Genomic DNA, 18708 nt, shown 5'->3' on the forward strand with positions numbered 1-18708 from the left:
ATTTAAACCTAACTGCAAACAAAATAACAACCTGGTTATCTTATCTTAAAAAAATTAAAATAATTGCCTTTAAAAAATATTTTTTTTAATTTTTAACAACTAGTTTAAAAAAGGGGAGGAGAGAATGCTTAAAAACCTGCCACTCAAGCTAAAACTTCTTTTAAGTTTTCTGGGAGTAAGTCTGGTTGTTTTGTTAGTAGGTCTGGTTGGTATAAAAGGTTCAAGGGATTTAAGCGGGCAAATTGAAACCCTAGGTACCTTAGAATTACAAAAGGTCGAACACTTACTGAAAATTAAAGTGGAATTTACCAATTTTAAAGAAATAGTTGCCTCCTTTTTAAACCCTAATCTGAAAGATAAAGAAAGGGAGCAACTTTTTGAACAGCTTAAAACAATTAGAACAAACTACTCTGCCTCCAAAGAAGTTTATGCAAAACTTATTCAAAATACTCAAGAAAAAGAAGAATGGGAAAAATTTTTAGCTGCTTTAAAAGAGTGGACAAGCGTAGATGACAAATACTTTGCTCTCGCCCAAAAAGTAGAAGCAAGTAAAATCAAAAACCCTCTAGAGTACTGGGCAAAAATAGAAAGCTATCAGGGCTATCACTATCTACTTCTCAATAAAACCCAGAGAATGCTTTTAACCTACCGTAAATTTAGTGAAGGACTAACCCTGCAAGACTGTCCTTTTACCTCCTGGCTAGAAACTCAGCTTAACACTTCTAACCCAGAACTAAAGAAAATTTTACTTGCCGTAAAAAATGCTCATAGACACTTTCACCAGTCTTTAGCCAAAGTAAAAGCAGAGTTTATTCAGGGAGACTTAAAAAAGGCCATCTCCACCTTTCGCAACCAACTCTACCCTCAAAGTGAACAGCTTTTTCTCCATCTCCAGCAACTCATTGCCTTTAGTAAAGAGATAAAAGATACCTATAATCAAATGCTTGTCTTCAGAGAAAAGGAAATAAAACCCAAAATGGAAAAAACCTTTTACCACCTAAACAACCTGGTAAAACTGGTGCTAAAGGAAGCCAATTTAGAGGTAAAAGAAGCTCAAACAACCACTAAAAAAGTATTTATGCTTATTTTAGGTGGAATCCTTTTGGGTATCATTTTAGCCCTAGTATTAGGCGCACTTTTGGGTAAATTAATCCTTTCTCCTCTAAAAAAGAGTGTGGGGTTTGCCCAGGAAGTAGCTAAGGGCAATCTCCAGGCAACCATTAGCTTAGACCAAAAGGATGAGATTGGCCTTTTGGTGCAATCTTTAACTCAAATGTTAGAGGCCTTAAAAGATAAAATAAAGGAAGCAGAGCACAAAACTAAAGAAGCAGAGCAAGAAAAAGAAAAGGCTGCTTCAGCCTTAAAAGAAGCCCAGGCAGCCAGGGAGGCAGCTGAAAAAGCCAAAAAAGAAGGCATGTTAGAAGCTGCCAACCAAATAAAAGAAGTGGTCAATAGCTTAAGCACAGCTTCAGAAGAACTTTCTTCCCAAATAGAGCAGACTCTAAAGGGCGCAGAAATGAGCAAAAACTTGGTAGCAGAAACCGCCACTGCCATGGAAGAAATGAACGCCTCTGTTTTAGAAGTGGCTAGAAATACTTCTGGCGTGGCTAAAGATGCAGAGGACTCTCAAGAAAAGGCTAAGGAAGGAGCGCAAATCGTAAAACAGGTAGTGGAAAGCATTACTGAAGTCCAAAACAAGCAGGCCAAAGAGTCTAAAGAAAACCTGGGTCTTTTGAGCTCTAAAATACAAGAAATTGATAAAATCATTAATGTTATTGAAGACATAGCTGACCAGACCAATTTACTGGCCTTAAACGCTGCCATTGAAGCAGCCAGGGCAGGAGATGCGGGTAGAGGTTTTGCCGTAGTTGCAGATGAAGTAAGAAAACTGGCTGAAAAGACCATGTTAGCCACCAAAGAAGTGGGCGAGGTAATTACAGGTATCCAGGAAAAGGCCAGGGAAACCGTACAAAGCGTGGATGTGCTTACTCATTCCATAAGTGAAGCCACCAAACTGGCAACTACTTCGGGAAAGGTTCTGGAAGAAATAGTTCAGCTTTCTTTAAATGTTGCCCATCAAATCCAAACCATTGCCACAGCAACAGAAGAACAATCTGCTACCAGTGAAGAAATCAACCGCAATATAGCTGAAGTAAGTCAAATCACAACTGAAGCCACTAAGGCCATGCAGGAGTCTTCCAGGGCCTTGCTGGAACTGGCTAAGTTGGCCCAGAACCTCCAGGGTTTAATCCAGAAAATGCAAGAAGATTCCAAAAATTAAAAAGGGAAGGGAAATTTTCCCTTCCTTTACTAAAACCTTGAAATCCAGCTTAAAAAGTGAAAAGATAATTTCTTCTCTTTGTTAATTTATGTATCTTAAAAAGCTAAAAAAGGGGCGCCCATGTTAGACTTAAAATTTATCCGTCAAAACCTTGAATTGGTAAAAGAAAGTTTACGCAAAAGAAACATGGATTTTGACCTGGAGGCCTTTATAGAACTGGATGCCAAAAGAAGGGACCTCATTCAAGAAGTAGAAGCCCTTAAGGAAAAACGCAATCAAGCTTCCAGTAAGGTGGCAGAAAAAAAACGAAAAAAAGAAGATGCCAGCGAGCTTATTGCTGAGCTAGGTCAACTTTCCTCTCGCATCAAAGAACTGGACACTTCCTTAAAAGAAATAGATGAGCAGGTTCACGGCCTCTTACTGCAAATCCCCAACATTCCCCATCCCAGCGTGCCTGAAGGCAAGGACGAAGCAGACAACAAAGTAGTTAAGACCTGGGGAGAAATTCCTCAATTTGACTTTGAGCCCAAAGAGCACTGGGAAATAGGAGCCTTTTTAAATGGTTTAGACTTTCCCAGAGCAGCCAAGCTCACTGGTAGCCGCTTTGTGGTCATGTGGGATTGGGCTGCCAAACTGGAAAGGGCCCTTATCAACTTTATGCTGGACTTGCACACCCAAGAACACGGCTACATAGAAGTCCTGCCACCTTTTATTGTCAACAACCACTCCATGCAGGCTACAGGCCAATTACCCAAGTTTGCTGAAGACCTCTTTAAACTGGAAAATTTAAACTATTACCTGATTCCCACAGCTGAAGTGCCTGTTATCAATCTACACCGTGAAGAAGTCATCCCTGGAGAAAACCTTCCCTTAAACTACACCGCCTATACCCCTTGCTTTCGCTCAGAAGCAGGCTCCTATGGTAAGGACACCAAAGGCATTATTAGACAACACCAATTTGACAAAGTGGAGCTAATTCGTTTTGTGCGACCAGAAAACTCTTATGCTGAACTGGAACAATTGGTACAACAGGCAGAAAAGGTGCTCCAGCTTCTAGAACTTCCCTATCGCATTGTGGTGTTGTGTACAGGAGATTTGGGCTTTTCTGCAGCCAAAACCTATGACCTGGAAGTCTGGCTGCCCGGTCAAAACAAGTATCGGGAAATATCTTCCTGTTCCAATTGTGAGGACTTTCAAGCCAGAAGGGCCAATATCCGTTTTAAGGACAAAGGGGAGAAAAAATCCAAATATCCTCACATCTTAAACGGCTCAGGTTTGGCTGTAGGCAGGACTCTGGTGGCCATCCTGGAAAACTACCAGCAGGCAGATGGCAGTGTAGTTATACCCAGGGTACTAAGGCCCTATCTGGGAGGTCTGGAAAAAATCACACCTTCCAAAAATTTCTTCTAGAAAGTTGACTCAAAACTTAAAAGGGGTCCCTGGGTTTTGCTAAGTCCAGGAACCCCTTTCTTTTTATTTTATTTCCAGGGGAAATTTATAAATTTGCGAACTAAAAGCGCTCAACCAATCCCAATCATGGCTGACCACCACAATAGTCATCTTTTCCTTTTCTTGCAAAGAAGTTAAGGCCCTTCTAATAAGGAAAGTATTTTCTCCATCCAGATTACTGGTGGGTTCATCTAAAAGTAAGACTCTGGGCTTACAGACAATCCTGCTGGCCAAAGCAACCCGTTGAGCTTCTCCTCCTGAGAGTTCAAACCATTTGCGCTGCCCAAACTTTTTGGGCTCCAAGGCAACCAGTTCCATTGCTTCCAGGACCCTGGCTTCTATATTTTTTTCCTTTCGCACCTGAAGAGGATAGGCAATGTTTTCAAACACGCTCCGTTTTAAAAGATAGGGAGTTTGCTCTAGCAAAGTAACCTCTTTGCGCAGGGAACAAACATCCCTGGCCCGTTCTCCAAAAAAGAAAATTTCTCCCTGTTCAGGGAAGAGTAAAAAGGCAAGTAGCTTTAAAAAAGTACTCTTGCCACTTCCATTGGGACCAAAAATGCCCAGGCTTGTCTCTTTGGGTAAAAACAACTCCCTTATCTGCAAGACTTTCTTCTTATTATAGGCAAAAAGGATATTTTTTAGATAATAACTATAATTCATGGGCCCTTCTTCGAAAAAAGGCTAACACCAGGTTAACCAACAAGGCAATAACCAGCAAAACCAACCCCAGAGCAATCCCCATTTCAAATTTGCCCTTGTTGGTTTCCAGGGCAATGGCTGTGGTAATGGTGCGAGTATACCACTTGATATTGCCGCCCACCAACATGGAAATGCCTACTTCAGAAATAATACGGCCATAGGCCATGGCTGCTGCAGTAAGCAGACTAAATCTGGCCTCCCACAAAGTGGTCAAAAGCACCTGTCTGGGATTGGCGCCCAAAGTGAGCAAGGTAGACTTAAGCCTTTTGTCCAGGTTTTCAATGCCTGTGGCTGTAAAGGCTATCACTATGGGCAGGCCTAAAAGGGTTTGGCCGATAATTATAGCTGAAGTAGAAAATAAAAGCCCCCACTCCCCCAAAGGACCTTGTCTGGATAAAAAGGCATAGACCAGAAGTCCAATCACCACAGTGGGAAAGGAGAGTAAGGTCTCTACCAACACCTTACATACTCTTTGGCCAGGAAAGGAGTAATAGCCCAGTCCAAATCCCAAAGGCAAGCCTAAAAGCAAACTGGCCAGAATAGAGCCAGTAGAGACCTTAAAAGAAGTCCAGATGGCAGAATAGGTCTCTGCATCCAATGAATAAAGTAGATAAAAAGCTTTTTTTAGCCCTTCCAGTAAATAATCCATAAAGTTTAGTTGGCCCTGGCATTGGGAATAAAAAGCTGTTTACCCAATAACCTGAAACTGGCAATCTTTTTTTGTACAGGTTTAGAAGTAAGCCAGGCAATAAACTTTTGGGCCAATTTAAACCTGGCCTGGGGACAAACTTGAGGATTTACGGCAATTACACTGTACTGATTGAAAAGCTCCTTATCTCCTTCTACTAAAATCTCTAAAGGAGGATGATTTTTATAATTGTCACTATACTTTATATAGGTTCCCCTGTCAGTAAGGGTATACCCGCCCAGCTCGCCTGCAATCCGCAAAGTAGCCAGCATCCCCTGCCCAGTCTCTCTATACCAGTTACTTTCAGGCTTAAAAGAACTTATCTTTTTCCATAAAAAAAGCTCCTTTTTATGGGTGCCAGAATTATCTCCCCGACTAAAAAATAAAGCCCTTTGCTTCTCTATCCTGGCAAGGGCCTGTTCAATGGAACTACCCTTGACCCGGGCAGGGTCATTTTTAGGGCCTACCAGCACAAAATCATTGTACATTACAGGAATACGCTTCACTCCATAGCCCTTTTGAATAAACTTAAGCTCTGCCTCCTTAGCATGTACCAGCAACACATCTACATCACAACTTTCTCCCAGCTTTAAGGCCTTACCTGTACCTGTAGCTATCCACTTCAATTCAATACCTGTATCTTTTTTTAAATCTGAAGCCAGATAGTCCAATAAACCTGTATTGTCTGTAGAAGTGGTAGTGGCTAAAAGTAATTCCTGCGCCAAAAGATTGGAAGAAAAAAATAAAAAGAAAAATCCCCACAACCAAAAAAATACTTGACCCATTTTTTCTACCTCCAAATTAATGGGGACAAATATTATCTTTACCTCTTATTTGTGTCAATATTGACATAATAAAATCTCAAAAAAAAGAGCCTGAAAAACCAGGCTCTTTTTTAAAAGTATTTTCTTCTTCTGGATTAAAAAGGAGGCAAAATACTGTAGCCCAAAAATCCCTTGGTGGTATACCTGATACCTACGTAAAAAGCCAAGACTACAAAAAGTCTCTTTAACCAGATATCAGGGATATACTTGGAAGTTCTGGGTCCAATCACAGAACCTACTACAATACCCAAAAGCTCCACACCAATCAAAGGCCAGAAGATGGGAGTGCCTTTTACTACCATGTAAGAAAAGATACTGGTAACCATACCAATTAATACAGCCAGAGCAGAAGTACCTGCAACCAGATACATGGGAAGGCCAGCCACACTGGTTAAGAAAGGTACCAGGAGGAAACCACCGCCAACACCCAAGAAAGAAGCAATGGCAGCGATAAAGAAACCACCAATTACAGGAATAATGGGATTAAAGGAAAACTCAACGCCATAGAAGGTAAAAACTACTCTGGTTAAGGAGAAAGATTTTACCTTTACGCCCAGCTCACTTTCGTCAACTTTGGCGCCTTCTTTTTGTTTTTTTACTGTTTCCTGGAAAGCCTTGGCAGCTTCTTTAGCTTTCTTCTTTTTCTCTTGCCCAGTGGGAGTGGTTTCATAAAAAAGATAACAACCCAGGAAAAGTACAAACAAACCAAAATAACCAATATACTGCTTTAAAGAAATTTTACCAGCAGTGATTACAGGTACCAAATAACTACCACTAATGGAACCAATAGCCAGAGCCAAGCCCAAAGGTAAAACCAATCTACCCATCTTCCAGTAGTTAAAGGAAGAAATAGCAGCACTGGTACCTACCAACCACTGGTTAGACACACGAATAGAGTCTGTAAGCACCTTATTTAAGGCAGGAGAAGTTTTCTTAAAGGTAGAAGCATAGTTACCTAATCCATACACAGTGATATGGCCTACACCAGCCATAATTCCACCAAAGGCTCCTACTGTGGAAAAAATCCAGCCTACCCAAATGGCCCAGAAGAAACCAACAATCAAGTTAATCTGAGGTGCACCTGGGATTCCCAGATATCCCTTGGGAGCATTGGGATCAATCATCCCAGCTCCACTTCCCTGAGGGGCCTTAGCAATAGCATCAGCCAGCCTATCTGCCCATACTGGATTACTGGCTAACACCAAGAGGCCCAAAGCCAGCAAAGACAACAAAACTACTCTCTTCCTTAGCATAACAACCTCCTATTTATAAATAAATTTACAACTTCCCTTGTAAAAGTACCTTTTGAGCAAACTGTTGCCTGGTAAACCTGGAGGCCAGATTAGGCCTTACAAAAGTAAGGGCCCTGGTGGTGCAGGCAGACACGCAAGCAGGATCCAGACCCTGATCTATCCTATCTTTACAAAGATCGCACTTAATTACCTGGCCATTTAGCTCATCCCATTGAGGCACTTTCCAGGGACAAGCCAAAACACAGGCCTTACAACCCACACAAAGACTTCTCTCCACATAAACAATTCCATCTTCCCTTCTGGTCATGGCACCAGTGGGACAGGCAGAAACACACCAGGGATTTTCACAGTGAAAGCAGGGTAAAAACATGGAAACATAACTGGGTTTGCCCTGTTTTTCCACTGGACCCAAGCTTACCAGTTGCCCCAGCTTTGCCCCTGGTGGAACCTTGTTCTTGACCTTGCAATGGACCTCGCAGGCCTTACAGCTAATGCACCTCTTCTGATTTAAGTGAATAAAATACTTACTCATAATCTATACCCCTTTTAAGGTGTTAATTGGTTAACCGCTTTTATCAAAAAACTCAATAGATTTTGCGGAATAAGCCCAAAAAAAACTATAGCTATTCCCAAAAGACAGGCTACCAACCTAGAATTTAAAGAAATGTCAAGCCTATTTTCCTCTGGCTCCTTGGTATAAGCAAGTCTTACCAGATTGAGATAGTAAAAAATAGCCAGAGCAGTGTTTAAAGCAGCAATTATTACCAACCAATTAAAACCATGCCCCCAGGCAGAAGTCAACAGGAAAAATTTGCCTGAAAAGCCAACAGTGGGAGGAATACCAGCCAGACCAAAACTTGCTGCTGCCAGCACAAAGGCCAAAAAGGGCTCCCTTTGAGCAAGCCCTTTTAAATCCTCCAGAGTAATATTTTCTCCCTTCTGGCTGAGCAAAGTAATCACCCAGAAAGCAGCCAGGTTCATTACCAGATAGGCAAAACTATAAAAGGCAGCTGCGCCCAGGCCCAGCTTGGTGCCTGCTACCAAACCCAAAATAATAAAGCCTGCATGAGCAATAGTAGAATAGCCCAGCAATCTTTTTACATCTCTTTGCACCAGGGCCAAAAGATTACCAAAGGTCATGGACAAGGCTGCCATTATACCCAAGGCCAATTTTAAGTTAAAATCAGGACTTAAAGCTGCCAATCTAATCAAAACCACCATGGCTCCAAGCTTAGGCATGGTAGCAGCAAAGGTAGCTGTTTCATTACTACTGCCTTCATAAAGGTCAGGACTCCAGAAATGAAAGGGAAAAAGGGAAAGCTTGTATAAAAAACTGAGCAAAAACATTCCTAACCCTAAAATGGCCAGGCCAGCTTCAGACCACTTCCAGGACTCCTGCAGCAAAATAGCCAAATAGGTAGTATGTTTGCTCGCTAAAATGTAGGAAACCCCATAAAGCCCCAGGGCTGTAGCCAGGGCACCATAAAACATATACTTAACCGCACCTTCTACTGCCCTTGGATCCTGATTGCGTAAAGGTACCAGAACATAAAGGCTATAAGAAGTAAGCTCCAGGGCAATATAAATGGTAAAAATTTCCACTGCACTGCTTAAAAAGAGCAATCCCAGAGAGCTCAATCCCATAAAAAGATAATACTCCGCCCTTATTTCCTGAGACAGGGTTTTATTTTTTAAAGAATTTAAAACGCAAAGGGTCAATCCTAGATAAGTCAGAAATTTAAAAAACTGACTTAAAAAATCTATTTTATAAGTTCCTAAAAAAAGAACCCCATTAAATTTAAAGGAAAAGATGGAAATAAATATCCCTAGAAAAGTGGCATAGGGAAGCCAGTTTACTTTTGTGCTTTTAGCTAAACTCTGAACAAACAAAATAAAGATAATAAAAAGCAAATAGATTTCTGGACCAAATAATATAACTTTTTCCAACAAGGCCCTTCTCCTTTAATTTATTTTAAAACCAAATCTATATTTTTTTCTTTTTGCACTACCTTTTCTATCTTTACCAAGGTCTTGTTTATAGAAGCATCCATGGTCTTTAAAGCCAGCCTGGGAGCCAATCCCAGATAAAGCACCAAAATAGCCAAAGGCACCAAATAAGCCCATTCTCTTAGGTTCAAATCTTTAAAGTTCTTACCCTTGCTTGGCTCTCCCCAGGCCAGTTTTTGAAGCAACCTAAGCATATAAGCTGCAGCCAAAAGCGCTCCAGGTATGGCTATCAGACCTATCACTTTGTTTTTAGAAAACGTGCCAATTAAGACCAAAGCCTCACCCACAAAACTGTTGGTCCCTGGAAAGGCCAGAGAAGAAAGAGAAAACAGGCCAAAAAAGAACATATAAGCTGGCAAGTACTTACCCAATCCCAGGTTATCTGCGATTTCTCTACTATGGCTGCGCTCATAAATGGCTCCAACCAACATAAACAAAGCCCCGGTGGTAATACCGTGATTTAACATCTGCATAATAGCGCCTTCTAGGCCCCGCAGGTTAAACATAAAGATACCCAAAGTAACAAATCCCATATGGGCTACAGAAGAATAGGCAATAAGCCGCTTCATATCCTTTTGTCCCAAAGCCACCAGTCCGCCATAAATAATGGAGGCCAAAGAAAGCCCTATCATCAAGGGAGCAAAATAAACACTGGCTGCAGGAGTCAATCCCAGGCAAAAACGAATAAAACCATAGGTGCCCATTTTTAAGAGCACAGAGGCCAACAGCACAGAGCCTGCAGTGGGAGCTTCTACGTGGGCTGCTGGAAGCCAGGTATGGAAGGGAAACATGGGAACCTTAATGGCAAAAGCCAAAGCCATGGCCAAAAAGACCCAGTATTGAAACTTAAAGGGAAAATCCAAAGCTAGCAACCTGGGTAAAGAAAAACTTCCGCCCTTTAAATACAGGGCAATAAGGGCAACCAGGAGCAAAGTACTTCCAGCCAGGGTATAAATAAAAAACTTAATGGAAGCATATTTTTTCCTTGGACCACCCCAGATGGCAATGAGTAAAAACATGGGAATAAGCATGGCTTCCCAGAAAATATAAAAGAGCACCAAGTCCAAGGCCACAAAAACCCCAATACAGGCTGAAGTCATGAGTAAAAGACAAATGTGAAATTCCTTTACTCTTTTTTGAATATAGGTCCAGGAACACAACACACATAAAGGCAAAAGCAATACAGTTAAAAGAACCATTAAATAGCTTAAGCCATCAACTCCCAGGTGATAGTTAATTTTAAAGGCTTCTATCCAGGGCCTAAACTCTTCAAATTGAAAAGCAGCAGAGCCCAATTTAAATTTAAGTAAGGGCAAAGCTATGACTAACTCAATAAAACTAAATATAAGAGTTAAAACTCTTACCAGTTTGTCCTTCTTACAAAAGAGAAGAATAAGCGTACCCATCAAAGGGAAAAAGATAAGCAGACTCAAAACAGGCCACGTATTTGTCATATTCAACTCCACTAAAAGATATAAATTAAAGCCCAGATAATAAGCATTACACTTATACTAAAAGCCAGATAAATCCTTAAATCACCCTTTTGTATTCTGGAAATATTATTTCCTAAACGCACAAAGGAAAAGGCAAACCCATCAATCACTCTGTCTATTTCTTCCCAGTCAAAAAGGGCTGTGCCTTTGGCAAAGCCCATAAGGCCTCTTAACCCCAAACGGCGGTAAACCTCTGACCACCAATTATCTATCTTTTCAATGGGAGTACGACAGAGTGCCAAAAAACCTCTGCCAATTAAACGATAAAAATAATCAAAATCCAGGTTAAGTTTGGCTTCTGGAGCAAGTTTTTTCCGCAAGAGATAAAAACCTAGGCCAGTAAAAGACAGAAGGAGCAAAGTTTGCTCTAAATGCCAGGGAGTATACGGGACATATTCCACTTCATAGGGCAAGAGATGATAGAGAAAAGGGGGATATACACCAATAAAAAAGCACAAAAAACTGGCTAAAAACATGGCCACATACATATTCTTGGGCAAAGGAGTTATCTTGCCTGTGTATTTTTTAGGCCCATAAAAGGCAAAGTAGGGAAGCTTTATACCCACGGAAAGGAAAGTACCCACTGCAGCCAGTTCTAAGCCCAGGGCCAAATAGGTTCTATGGGCCTCAGCTGCTCCAGCAATTACCATGGTTTTACTTACAAAACCTGAAAACAGGGGAAAGCCTGAAATGGAAACAGCTCCTACCATATAAAAGACAAAGACCCAGGGAAGTTTGCTGACCAGACCTCCTAATTCAGTAAGTTTGGCTGTGCCTGTAGCATAGAGCAAAGACCCAGCCCCCATAAAAAGCAGTCCCTTATAGAGAATATGGGCATAGGCGTGCGCAGCTGCGCCATTTAGAGTCATGGCCGTGCCAATGCCAATACCTGCCACCATGTACCCCACCTGGGAGACAATGTGGTAGGCCAGAATTCTACGGGCATTATTTTCAATGGTTGCATAAAAAACACCATAAATAGCCATAATGGTGCCAGCTATGGCCAGGACTTCAAACCCGGCAAAGCCCCTGGCCAGGACATAAACTGCGGTTTTAGTAGTAAAGGCACTCATAAAAACAGCACCAGTAATAGTGGCTTCTGGATAGGCATCAGGCAGCCAGGCATGTAAAGGAACCACTGCTGCGTTTACGGCAAAACCAAGCAAAATGAGATAATCATAAATAGTGGCTTCACTGGGAGAAATGGGCACAAAATCAAAGTTTCCCACCATCTTATAGCGCAACAAAAGTCCTCCCAACAGGAAAAGACCTCCCAGGGTATGAAAAATAAAGTAACGAAAACCTGCCCCTGGTGCTTTGGAATTTTTTCTGTTTAGCCAGATGAGAAAGGTAGAGGCCACAGCCATAAGCTCCCAAAAAATAAACAGGGTAAAATAATCTCCAGCAAAGGTAGCTCCAAAGGCTCCAGCCACATACAGAGCAGCAGCAATGTGCTGGGAGCGTTCCTGGACATGCCAGGCATAGATAAACCCAATAAGGGATTGAATGGCAAAAACATGGGCAAAAACTATGGCCAGAGTATCCACTCTACCCAGGGTAAGCTCAAAACCTAGGTAGTTCAGTTTCCCATAAACCCCGGGTTTAAGCAGTATTACGCTTAAAATGGCCAAAAGCCCGGGAAGAATTAGCAAATACTTAAAACTTTTATGTTTCCAAAAAAGCAACACACCTGCAAAACCAATAAAAATAAAGGCTGGATGAATAAAATTAACGCTCATAGAAGTCCTCGTCCTTTCCTAAAAAAGTATGGGCACAACCCTTGGCCAACTTTACCAAAAGAAAAGTTCCCACCAACCCAAAGCAAGCCCAGAAACCAGGTAATTTCTCCCAGGAAAAATGGGGATGATGGGGCCTTAAGAAAATATTTACCAAGACCAACAGGGCTAAAAAGAGAAAAAAGGCTTTTTTCCACTGCAGATAGTTTTCTCTGGCTTTGCTTAGCCATTTACTTAAAAGGGCCACCTAACACCTCCCAGGGATTTGATAAAATTCAAAAAGGGTTCAGGGTACAGACCTAAAAGCACTGAAATGATGGCTGTTAAACTCAAGGGAATTACCATGGTCAAAGGAGCTTCTTTAAACTCCTCCAAATTTACCTCTGGATGGGGTTTGCCAAAAAAACCCTGATAGACAATGGGACCAAAATAGGCTGCATTTAAAATGGTACTGGCCAAAAGTGCTACCAGTAAAATCACCCTGTTGATTTCCACAGCCCCATTTACCAGATACCACTTACTCACAAAGCCACACACCGGTGGCACTCCAATCATACTCAAAGAAGCAAGACCAAAGGCCGTATAAGTAATGGGCATTTTTCTGGCCAGACCATTCATGAGGCTGATTTTTTTCAAATGGGTAGCTACATAAATGGCTCCAGCCCCAAAAAAGAGAGTAATTTTACTAAAGGCATGGTGGGCAATATGAGCAATACCACCAGTAACAGCCATGGGAGTAAGCATGGCTACTCCCAAAACAATATAAGAAAGCTGGCTCACCGTGGAATAGGCAAGCCTGGCTTTAAGGTCGTCTTTGGTCAAAGCAATCAAAGAAGCCACCACAATGGTAAAGGCAGCCAGATAGGCCGTAGGAATACCCAGGTTAAAGTGTTGCATGGTTTCCAAACCAAAAACAGAAAGGATAATTCTGCTTATGGAGAATACTCCAGCCTTAACTACAGCCACTGCGTGTAAAAGGGCCGAAACTGGAGTGGGAGCAACCATGGCTGAAGGCAACCAATTGTGTAGGGGCATAATAGCTGCCTTGGCCAGGCCAAAAATATAGAGAAAATAGGTCACTGTTATCCAGAAGGAATCCACATCTGCAGGGAAAATCCCCGGCCCAATATCGCCCAAACGAAAGTCCAGAGTGCCTGCCAGCACATAGGTTAAAATCATGGCTGGCAGTAAAAACAGCTTGGAAGTTCCCATTAAATAGACGATATACTTTCTGGCCCCACTATAAGCCTCTTCATCCTGATGATGGGCAACCAGAGGATAGGTAAAAATGGTTATAATTTCGTAAAAAAGATATAGGGTAAAAACATTACCACTTAGAGCCACGCCCTGAGCGCCAAAAATAGCTAAGGCAAAGCAAAAATAGTATCTAGTCTGGGCATGCTCGCCTAAAGATCGCATGTAGCCAATGTTGTAGCTGGTAGCAAAAAACCAGAGAAAAGAAGAGATAAGGGCAAAAATCATGCTCAGGCCATCAGCATAAAAACTCACCTTAATTCCAGGCAAGAGTTCAAAAAGGGTGTAAGTGTAAATATTACCCTTTAAAACTCCCACCCCCAGAGGCAAAAGACTTAAGAAGGTAAACCCGGCAGCAGCAAAGGAAACTCCTTCTCTCAGGTTAATATTTTTTCTGGCCAACCAGAGCACAAAAGGGGCAAGAAAGGTGATTCCCAAAGGCCAGAGTAAAGCAGCAGACTCTATACTATTCATGCCTATCCTCTCAAGATGTTGATTTTATCTACTTCTACTTTACCAAAACGCTTAAACACCACCAAAATCAAGGCTAACAAGATAGTGGCTTCAGCAGCAGCCAAGCCCATAACCAGAAGGGTACCTGCCTGGCCTAAAAAGTCCGAAGCTGGGGTTAGCTTGGCTGAGGCCATAATAGCCAGCCCAGCCCCATTTAAGAGTAATTCCACGCAGATTAAAAGCCCAATTAAAGTCCTTCGCCAGATAATGCCAGCCAGCCCCACAACCATGAGGAAAAGGGCCACAAGGTGATAGTAAAGCAGATAGTTCATCCTAATCCTCTCTCTTGATTTTTTTCTCAAAACCCAAAATCACCGCACCCATCATTGCTACCAGGAGGACCAAAGAAATCAGTTCAAAAGGTAACATATAAGGTCCCAGGAAAAAACCGCCCAAATCCTTTACCTGGGTCTCCTGAGGTTGGAGAAAACCTTGGGGGATAAATTTTATTAACAGATAGCCCAGGCTAAAAATTACCAGGCCAGGGACACTGAGCAGAAAAAACCACTGGCTTTGTTTTCTAGGCCTGGCTTCTTCGCCCAGATGAGAGCTTTTGGTAAAAGCAATGGCAAAAAAGATGAGGATACTTACTGCGCCCACATAAATAAGCACCTGCATAACCCCTATAAAAGGGGCTGCCATTAAAAAATAAAGGCCAGCCACGCCAAATAAAGTAGCAATAAGTCCGGTTAAGGCCCTGACCAGACTCCTGGCAAAAACCGTTACAAGGCCTCCTGCCACAATAATTAAAACATGGGCCAAGAACACTCCTAAACCTATTTTGTCCATTCTTCTTCCTCTTTTAATCGGGCTTGAGCCTGTTTTTCCAATCTTTTTAATAAATCAAACTCAAAGTCTCTGGAACTAAAACTGGCCAGATAAATGTCTTTGGAAAATCTAAGCGAGCCTGCTGGACAATTTTGCACGCAAAGTCCACACAAGCTGCAATAATTGTAATTTAACTCAAAGGAAACAATTTCTATCTTTGTCTTTTGAGGTGGAGCTACCTTACGGGTCAAATCCAAAGGGGTATCCTGCAAACCAAAGTGAGGAGTGTGAATTTCTTTTTCTTCTGCTATTCTTTTACTGCGCACCTCAATACAGCCAGAAGGACAAATATCCCTACACAACCCACAACCTATACACCTGGGCACAAAGGGATTTTCTGGTTTGGGCACCAGTTCTATATGCCCTCTATATCCTGTTAATTCTTCTGGTTTAACTGTCTTGCGTGGATAGTGAACAGTTAGATTGGGCTTTAGAAAATTTTTAAAGGTTATTTTGAGCCCTATTAAAAGACTTACTACCCCATCAAAAGTCTCTTTTAATTTGCTTCCTATCATTATAATTTCACCACCAAAGCTGTAATTAATATGTTTAGCAAACTAAGGGGGATAAACCACTTCCAGGCCAAATTTAAAAGCTGATCAAAACGCACCCTGGGATAGGTCCAGCGAACCCACATCATAACCAATAACAAAGCATAAACTTTGAGCAAAAACCACCACCAGCCAGAAGCTACTGGCCCCTGATAACCACCCAAAAAAAGAATAGAAGCCAGGGCACATCCTACGACCATATAAGAATATTCAGCTAAAAAGAACAAACCAAAACCCATACCTGAATATTCCGTGTGAAAGCCAGCAGTAAGTTCACTTTCTGCCTCTGGCAGGTCAAAGGGAGCCCGGTTGGTTTCAGCAAACACACAGACAAAAAAGATAATAAAAGCCAGGGGTTGCTTGACCACCAGCCATTGCCAGGGCCAGGGACCCTGAGTTTGCGTAATTTCTGCTAAATTAAGAGAGCCTGTAAGTAATATAATAGGCAATAAGGATAAAAGCAGAGGGATTTCATAGGCCACAGACTGGGCAATGTCTCTGGCTGCGCCCAGCAAAGACCACTTATTTTGCGAACTCCAGCCAGCCAAACACAAAGCCAGCACATTTAAACTACTAAAAGCCAGAATTAAAATAAGACCCACATTAATGGAAACATTCTGGAGTTTAGGCCCAAAGGGCAAGGGCAAAAAACAGGCAATGGCCGGAGCAAAGGAAATAAGCGGGGCAGCCCAGTATAAAATAGGGTCTGCACCCTTGGGAGTAATCATCTGCTTGGCTACCAGCTTTACAGCATCAGCTAAAGGCTGCAAAATTCCATGGGGACCAACTTCAAAGGGACCAGGTCTTCTTTGAATGTGTCCAGCAACCTTTCTTTCCAGGTATACGCATACCAGGCCATTTAAACCCACAAAGGCCAATACACCTATTAAACCTATAACTATTTGCACCAGGGGGCCAGGAATTGTGCTTAAATCTATCATCTATCTATCTCCGGTATTACTAAATCCAAACTACCCAAAATAGAAACAGCATCTGCCAACAAAGTACCTTTAGCTATTTCTGGAAACATACTGAGGTTAGAGAAACTGGGAGAGCGCAACTTCACCCGATAAGGATAGGCAGAGCCATCACTTACCAGATTTACTCCTATCTCTCCTCTGGCTCCTTCCACAGCAAAGTAAACTTCTCCCCTGGGAGGCTTGGGCCTTCTGGGAGCCTGGGGAGAGATATGTGGACCTGGAGGTATCTTTTCCAGGGCCTGCTCAATGATTTTCAAACTTTCTTCTATTTCTTGCATTCGCACCAGATAGCGCCCCAGGGCATCCTTGAAAGAAGCAGTGGGTATTTCAAAGTCCAGTTCAGAATAAACAGAATAGGGCTCTTTGCGGCGCACATCATACTTAATGCCCGAGCCTCTTAAAACCGGGCCTGTAGCGCCATATTTACGCAGGGTCTCTTCTTCTATAATACCAATATCTTCCACCCGCTTGCGTAAAATAATGTTGTCTGTAACCAGGTCCTTATACATCTTTAACCTGGGTTTAAGGTAGGCACAAAACTCCTTTGTTTTTTCTATAAAAATATCGTCTATATCCTGACTGACTCCTCCAAAGCGATAATAACAATAGGTAAGCCTGGAACCACTTACCCTTTGTAAAATATCCATGACAATCTCTCTATCCTGAAAGGCATACATAATGGGAGTAAAAGCACCCAAATCCAAAAGATAGGCTCCCCACCACAGCAAGTGGGAATTGATTCGGTTGAGCTCACAGGTAATAACCCTGATATATTCAGCCCTCTTGGGCACTTCCAGGCCCATAAGCCTTTCCACTGCACCCACATAAGCCCAGTTCCAGGCAAGCGCATGCAGGTAATCCACTCTTCCCATATTGGGAAGGTATTGCTCATAACGCTTAACCTCGCCCATCTTTTCTTGCATGCGGTGAATATAACCCAGCACTGGCTCTGCTCGCAGGATGTATTCACCATCTATTTCCAGAATCACCCTCAAAACTCCATGGGTAGAGGGATGTTGAGGCCCCATATTTAAAATCAGGGTGTCTTCAGAAGGAGTGGGCTGAAAATGACGGGTATAAAAATCCCCACTTAAATCCAGACCTAATTCTAAATCAAACATAAGCTATTTTCCCTTTTGGCTGCATTCTTTAATAAATTGTCCAAACTCCTCATCTCTGGGAGCGTGTAATACCTGTTCACACCCAGGCAAAAGCTCATACAAATCCCTTAACTTCTCAGAAGACTTTAAAAGAGGCCTTTCTTCCATTTCTGGAGGTAAAAGCAAGGGGATTAAACTGGGATGATTTTTAAATACAATCCCAAAAAAATCATAACACTCCCTTTCATGCCACAAGGCTCCAGGATAAATGGACGAAATGGAGTCAATGGTCTTATCTTCTTCTACAACTAAAACCCGTAAGGCCAGACGACCAGGCTTTTCCCATCTATTAAAGTGATAGGTGAGCAAAAAACCTTCTTTAACCTGCATACAGGTAATATCTTCCAAAAAATAACCCAGTTCATCTAATTTCTGCACATGTTGCAACAAACTGGCTGGAGTAATAAAAAAATGTTTTTCATAACCTGTTTGTTCGTGCGAACAATAGGCATAGGCGCATATGGAACTATCTGCTTGCTTACTCATTTATCTCCTCCACCTTGGGCCACCATCTCTTTCCAGTTATCTTTTCCTGCAACTTAAAAAGCCCTTCCAGCAAACCCTCTGGCCTGGGAGGACAACCCGGTACATATATGTCTACAGGAATAAGCTTATTTACTCCTTCTACAATTCCATATTGCCCCTCAAAATAAAAAGGACCGCCTGAAATGGCACAATTCCCCATGGCAATGACCCACTTGGGGGCAGGCATCTGTTCATAAAGCCTCACCACCATGGGAGCCATTTTTTTACTCACTGTACCAGCCACAATCATCACATCTGACTGCCTGGGAGAAGGCCTGAACACTTCAGCCCCAAACCTGGCTATATCAAATCTGGCCATGCCCACAGCCATCATTTCAATGGCACAACAAGCCAGCCCAAAGGTCATGGGCCAGAGCGACATGGAGCGGCAAATGTCCAGATATTTTTGGGTAAGAGATAAGTTTATAAGCGGAGGCTCCATTTCCCCCAGCTTCTTTTTCCAC

General features: G+C 42.2%; 19 protein-coding genes. 2 read left to right on the forward strand and 17 right to left on the reverse strand.

Features of this window, described 5'->3' with window-relative positions:
- Positions 1–124: 124 nt before the first annotated feature.
- Both ACTCIM_RS02970 and serS read left to right on the forward strand, forming a co-directional pair.
- Entirely contained in the window at positions 125–2281 is a 2157-nt protein-coding gene (locus ACTCIM_RS02970) for a methyl-accepting chemotaxis protein (protein WP_472313793.1), read from the forward strand.
- 120 nt (positions 2282–2401) lie between these two features.
- A complete protein-coding gene (gene serS, locus ACTCIM_RS02975) occupies positions 2402–3691 on the forward strand; it encodes a serine--tRNA ligase (protein WP_472313796.1) in 1290 nt (429 codons plus the stop codon).
- Between the two features lie 63 nt (positions 3692–3754).
- On the opposite strand, the gene ACTCIM_RS02980 is transcribed toward serS, so the two are convergent.
- The 17 genes from ACTCIM_RS02980 to ACTCIM_RS03060 form a co-directional block, all read right to left on the reverse strand.
- Entirely contained in the window at positions 3755–4393 is a 639-nt protein-coding gene (locus tag ACTCIM_RS02980; RefSeq protein ID WP_472313799.1) for an ATP-binding cassette domain-containing protein, read from the reverse strand.
- Positions 4383–5081, reverse strand: coding sequence for an ABC transporter permease (locus ACTCIM_RS02985; protein ID WP_472313802.1), 699 nt, complete (start codon positions 5079–5081; stop codon positions 4383–4385). The genes ACTCIM_RS02980 and ACTCIM_RS02985 overlap by 11 nt, the downstream gene beginning before the upstream one ends.
- Before the next feature lie 5 nt (positions 5082–5086).
- Complete coding sequence (locus ACTCIM_RS02990) at positions 5087–5905, reverse strand: ABC transporter substrate-binding protein (RefSeq protein WP_464278859.1); 819 nt, start codon at positions 5903–5905, stop codon at positions 5087–5089.
- 134 nt (positions 5906–6039) lie between these two features.
- Positions 6040–7197, reverse strand: a complete 1158-nt coding sequence (locus ACTCIM_RS02995; RefSeq protein WP_472313805.1) for a sulfite exporter TauE/SafE family protein — start codon at positions 7195–7197, stop codon at positions 6040–6042.
- 25 nt (positions 7198–7222) lie between these two features.
- Positions 7223–7729, reverse strand: coding sequence for a 4Fe-4S dicluster domain-containing protein (locus tag ACTCIM_RS03000; protein WP_029969762.1), 507 nt, complete (start codon positions 7727–7729; stop codon positions 7223–7225).
- A gap of 14 nt (positions 7730–7743) precedes the next feature.
- Positions 7744–9147: an NADH-quinone oxidoreductase subunit N gene (locus tag ACTCIM_RS03005; RefSeq protein ID WP_464278861.1), complete on the reverse strand. Its 1404-nt coding sequence runs from the start codon at positions 9145–9147 to the stop codon at positions 7744–7746.
- Positions 9148–9164: 17 nt separating this feature from the next.
- The gene (locus tag ACTCIM_RS03010) at positions 9165–10658 is read right to left on the reverse strand and encodes a complex I subunit 4 family protein (RefSeq protein ID WP_472313807.1); all 1494 of its coding nucleotides are present in this window, start codon (positions 10656–10658) and stop codon (positions 9165–9167) included.
- Between the two features lie 11 nt (positions 10659–10669).
- A complete protein-coding gene (locus tag ACTCIM_RS03015; RefSeq protein ID WP_472313808.1) occupies positions 10670–12436 on the reverse strand; it encodes a Na(+)/H(+) antiporter subunit D in 1767 nt (588 codons plus the stop codon).
- Positions 12426–12680, reverse strand: a complete 255-nt coding sequence (locus ACTCIM_RS03020) for a hypothetical protein (protein WP_029969755.1) — start codon at positions 12678–12680, stop codon at positions 12426–12428. The genes ACTCIM_RS03015 and ACTCIM_RS03020 overlap by 11 nt, the downstream gene beginning before the upstream one ends.
- On the reverse strand, positions 12668–14161 hold the full coding sequence (locus ACTCIM_RS03025; RefSeq protein ID WP_472313810.1) for a monovalent cation/H+ antiporter subunit D family protein: 1494 nt from the start codon (positions 14159–14161) through the stop codon (positions 12668–12670). Before ACTCIM_RS03025 ends, ACTCIM_RS03020 begins: the two co-directional genes overlap by 13 nt.
- 2 nt (positions 14162–14163) lie before the next feature.
- The gene (gene nuoK, locus ACTCIM_RS03030) at positions 14164–14472 is read right to left on the reverse strand and encodes an NADH-quinone oxidoreductase subunit NuoK (protein ID WP_029969753.1); all 309 of its coding nucleotides are present in this window, start codon (positions 14470–14472) and stop codon (positions 14164–14166) included.
- 1 nt (position 14473) lies between these two features.
- Complete coding sequence (locus ACTCIM_RS03035) at positions 14474–14989, reverse strand: NADH-quinone oxidoreductase subunit J family protein (protein WP_029969752.1); 516 nt, start codon at positions 14987–14989, stop codon at positions 14474–14476.
- On the reverse strand, positions 14977–15543 hold the full coding sequence (locus tag ACTCIM_RS03040; RefSeq protein ID WP_464278866.1) for a 4Fe-4S binding protein: 567 nt from the start codon (positions 15541–15543) through the stop codon (positions 14977–14979). The genes ACTCIM_RS03035 and ACTCIM_RS03040 overlap by 13 nt, the downstream gene beginning before the upstream one ends.
- Positions 15543–16520 carry an NADH-quinone oxidoreductase subunit NuoH gene (nuoH, locus tag ACTCIM_RS03045; protein ID WP_472313811.1) on the reverse strand — a complete coding sequence of 326 codons (978 nt, stop codon included), beginning with the start codon at positions 16518–16520 and terminating at the stop codon, positions 15543–15545. Before nuoH ends, ACTCIM_RS03040 begins: the two co-directional genes overlap by 1 nt.
- Entirely contained in the window at positions 16517–17680 is a 1164-nt protein-coding gene (locus ACTCIM_RS03050) for an NADH-quinone oxidoreductase subunit D (RefSeq protein ID WP_472313813.1), read from the reverse strand. The genes nuoH and ACTCIM_RS03050 overlap by 4 nt, the downstream gene beginning before the upstream one ends.
- Positions 17681–17683: 3 nt before the next feature.
- A complete protein-coding gene (locus tag ACTCIM_RS03055; protein WP_472313816.1) occupies positions 17684–18205 on the reverse strand; it encodes an NADH-quinone oxidoreductase subunit C in 522 nt (173 codons plus the stop codon).
- Positions 18198–18686 carry an NADH-quinone oxidoreductase subunit B gene (locus ACTCIM_RS03060; RefSeq protein ID WP_464280252.1) on the reverse strand — a complete coding sequence of 163 codons (489 nt, stop codon included), beginning with the start codon at positions 18684–18686 and terminating at the stop codon, positions 18198–18200. Before ACTCIM_RS03060 ends, ACTCIM_RS03055 begins: the two co-directional genes overlap by 8 nt.
- Positions 18687–18708 lie beyond the last annotated feature (22 nt).

Source organism: Desulfonauticus sp. (assembly GCF_055126295.1).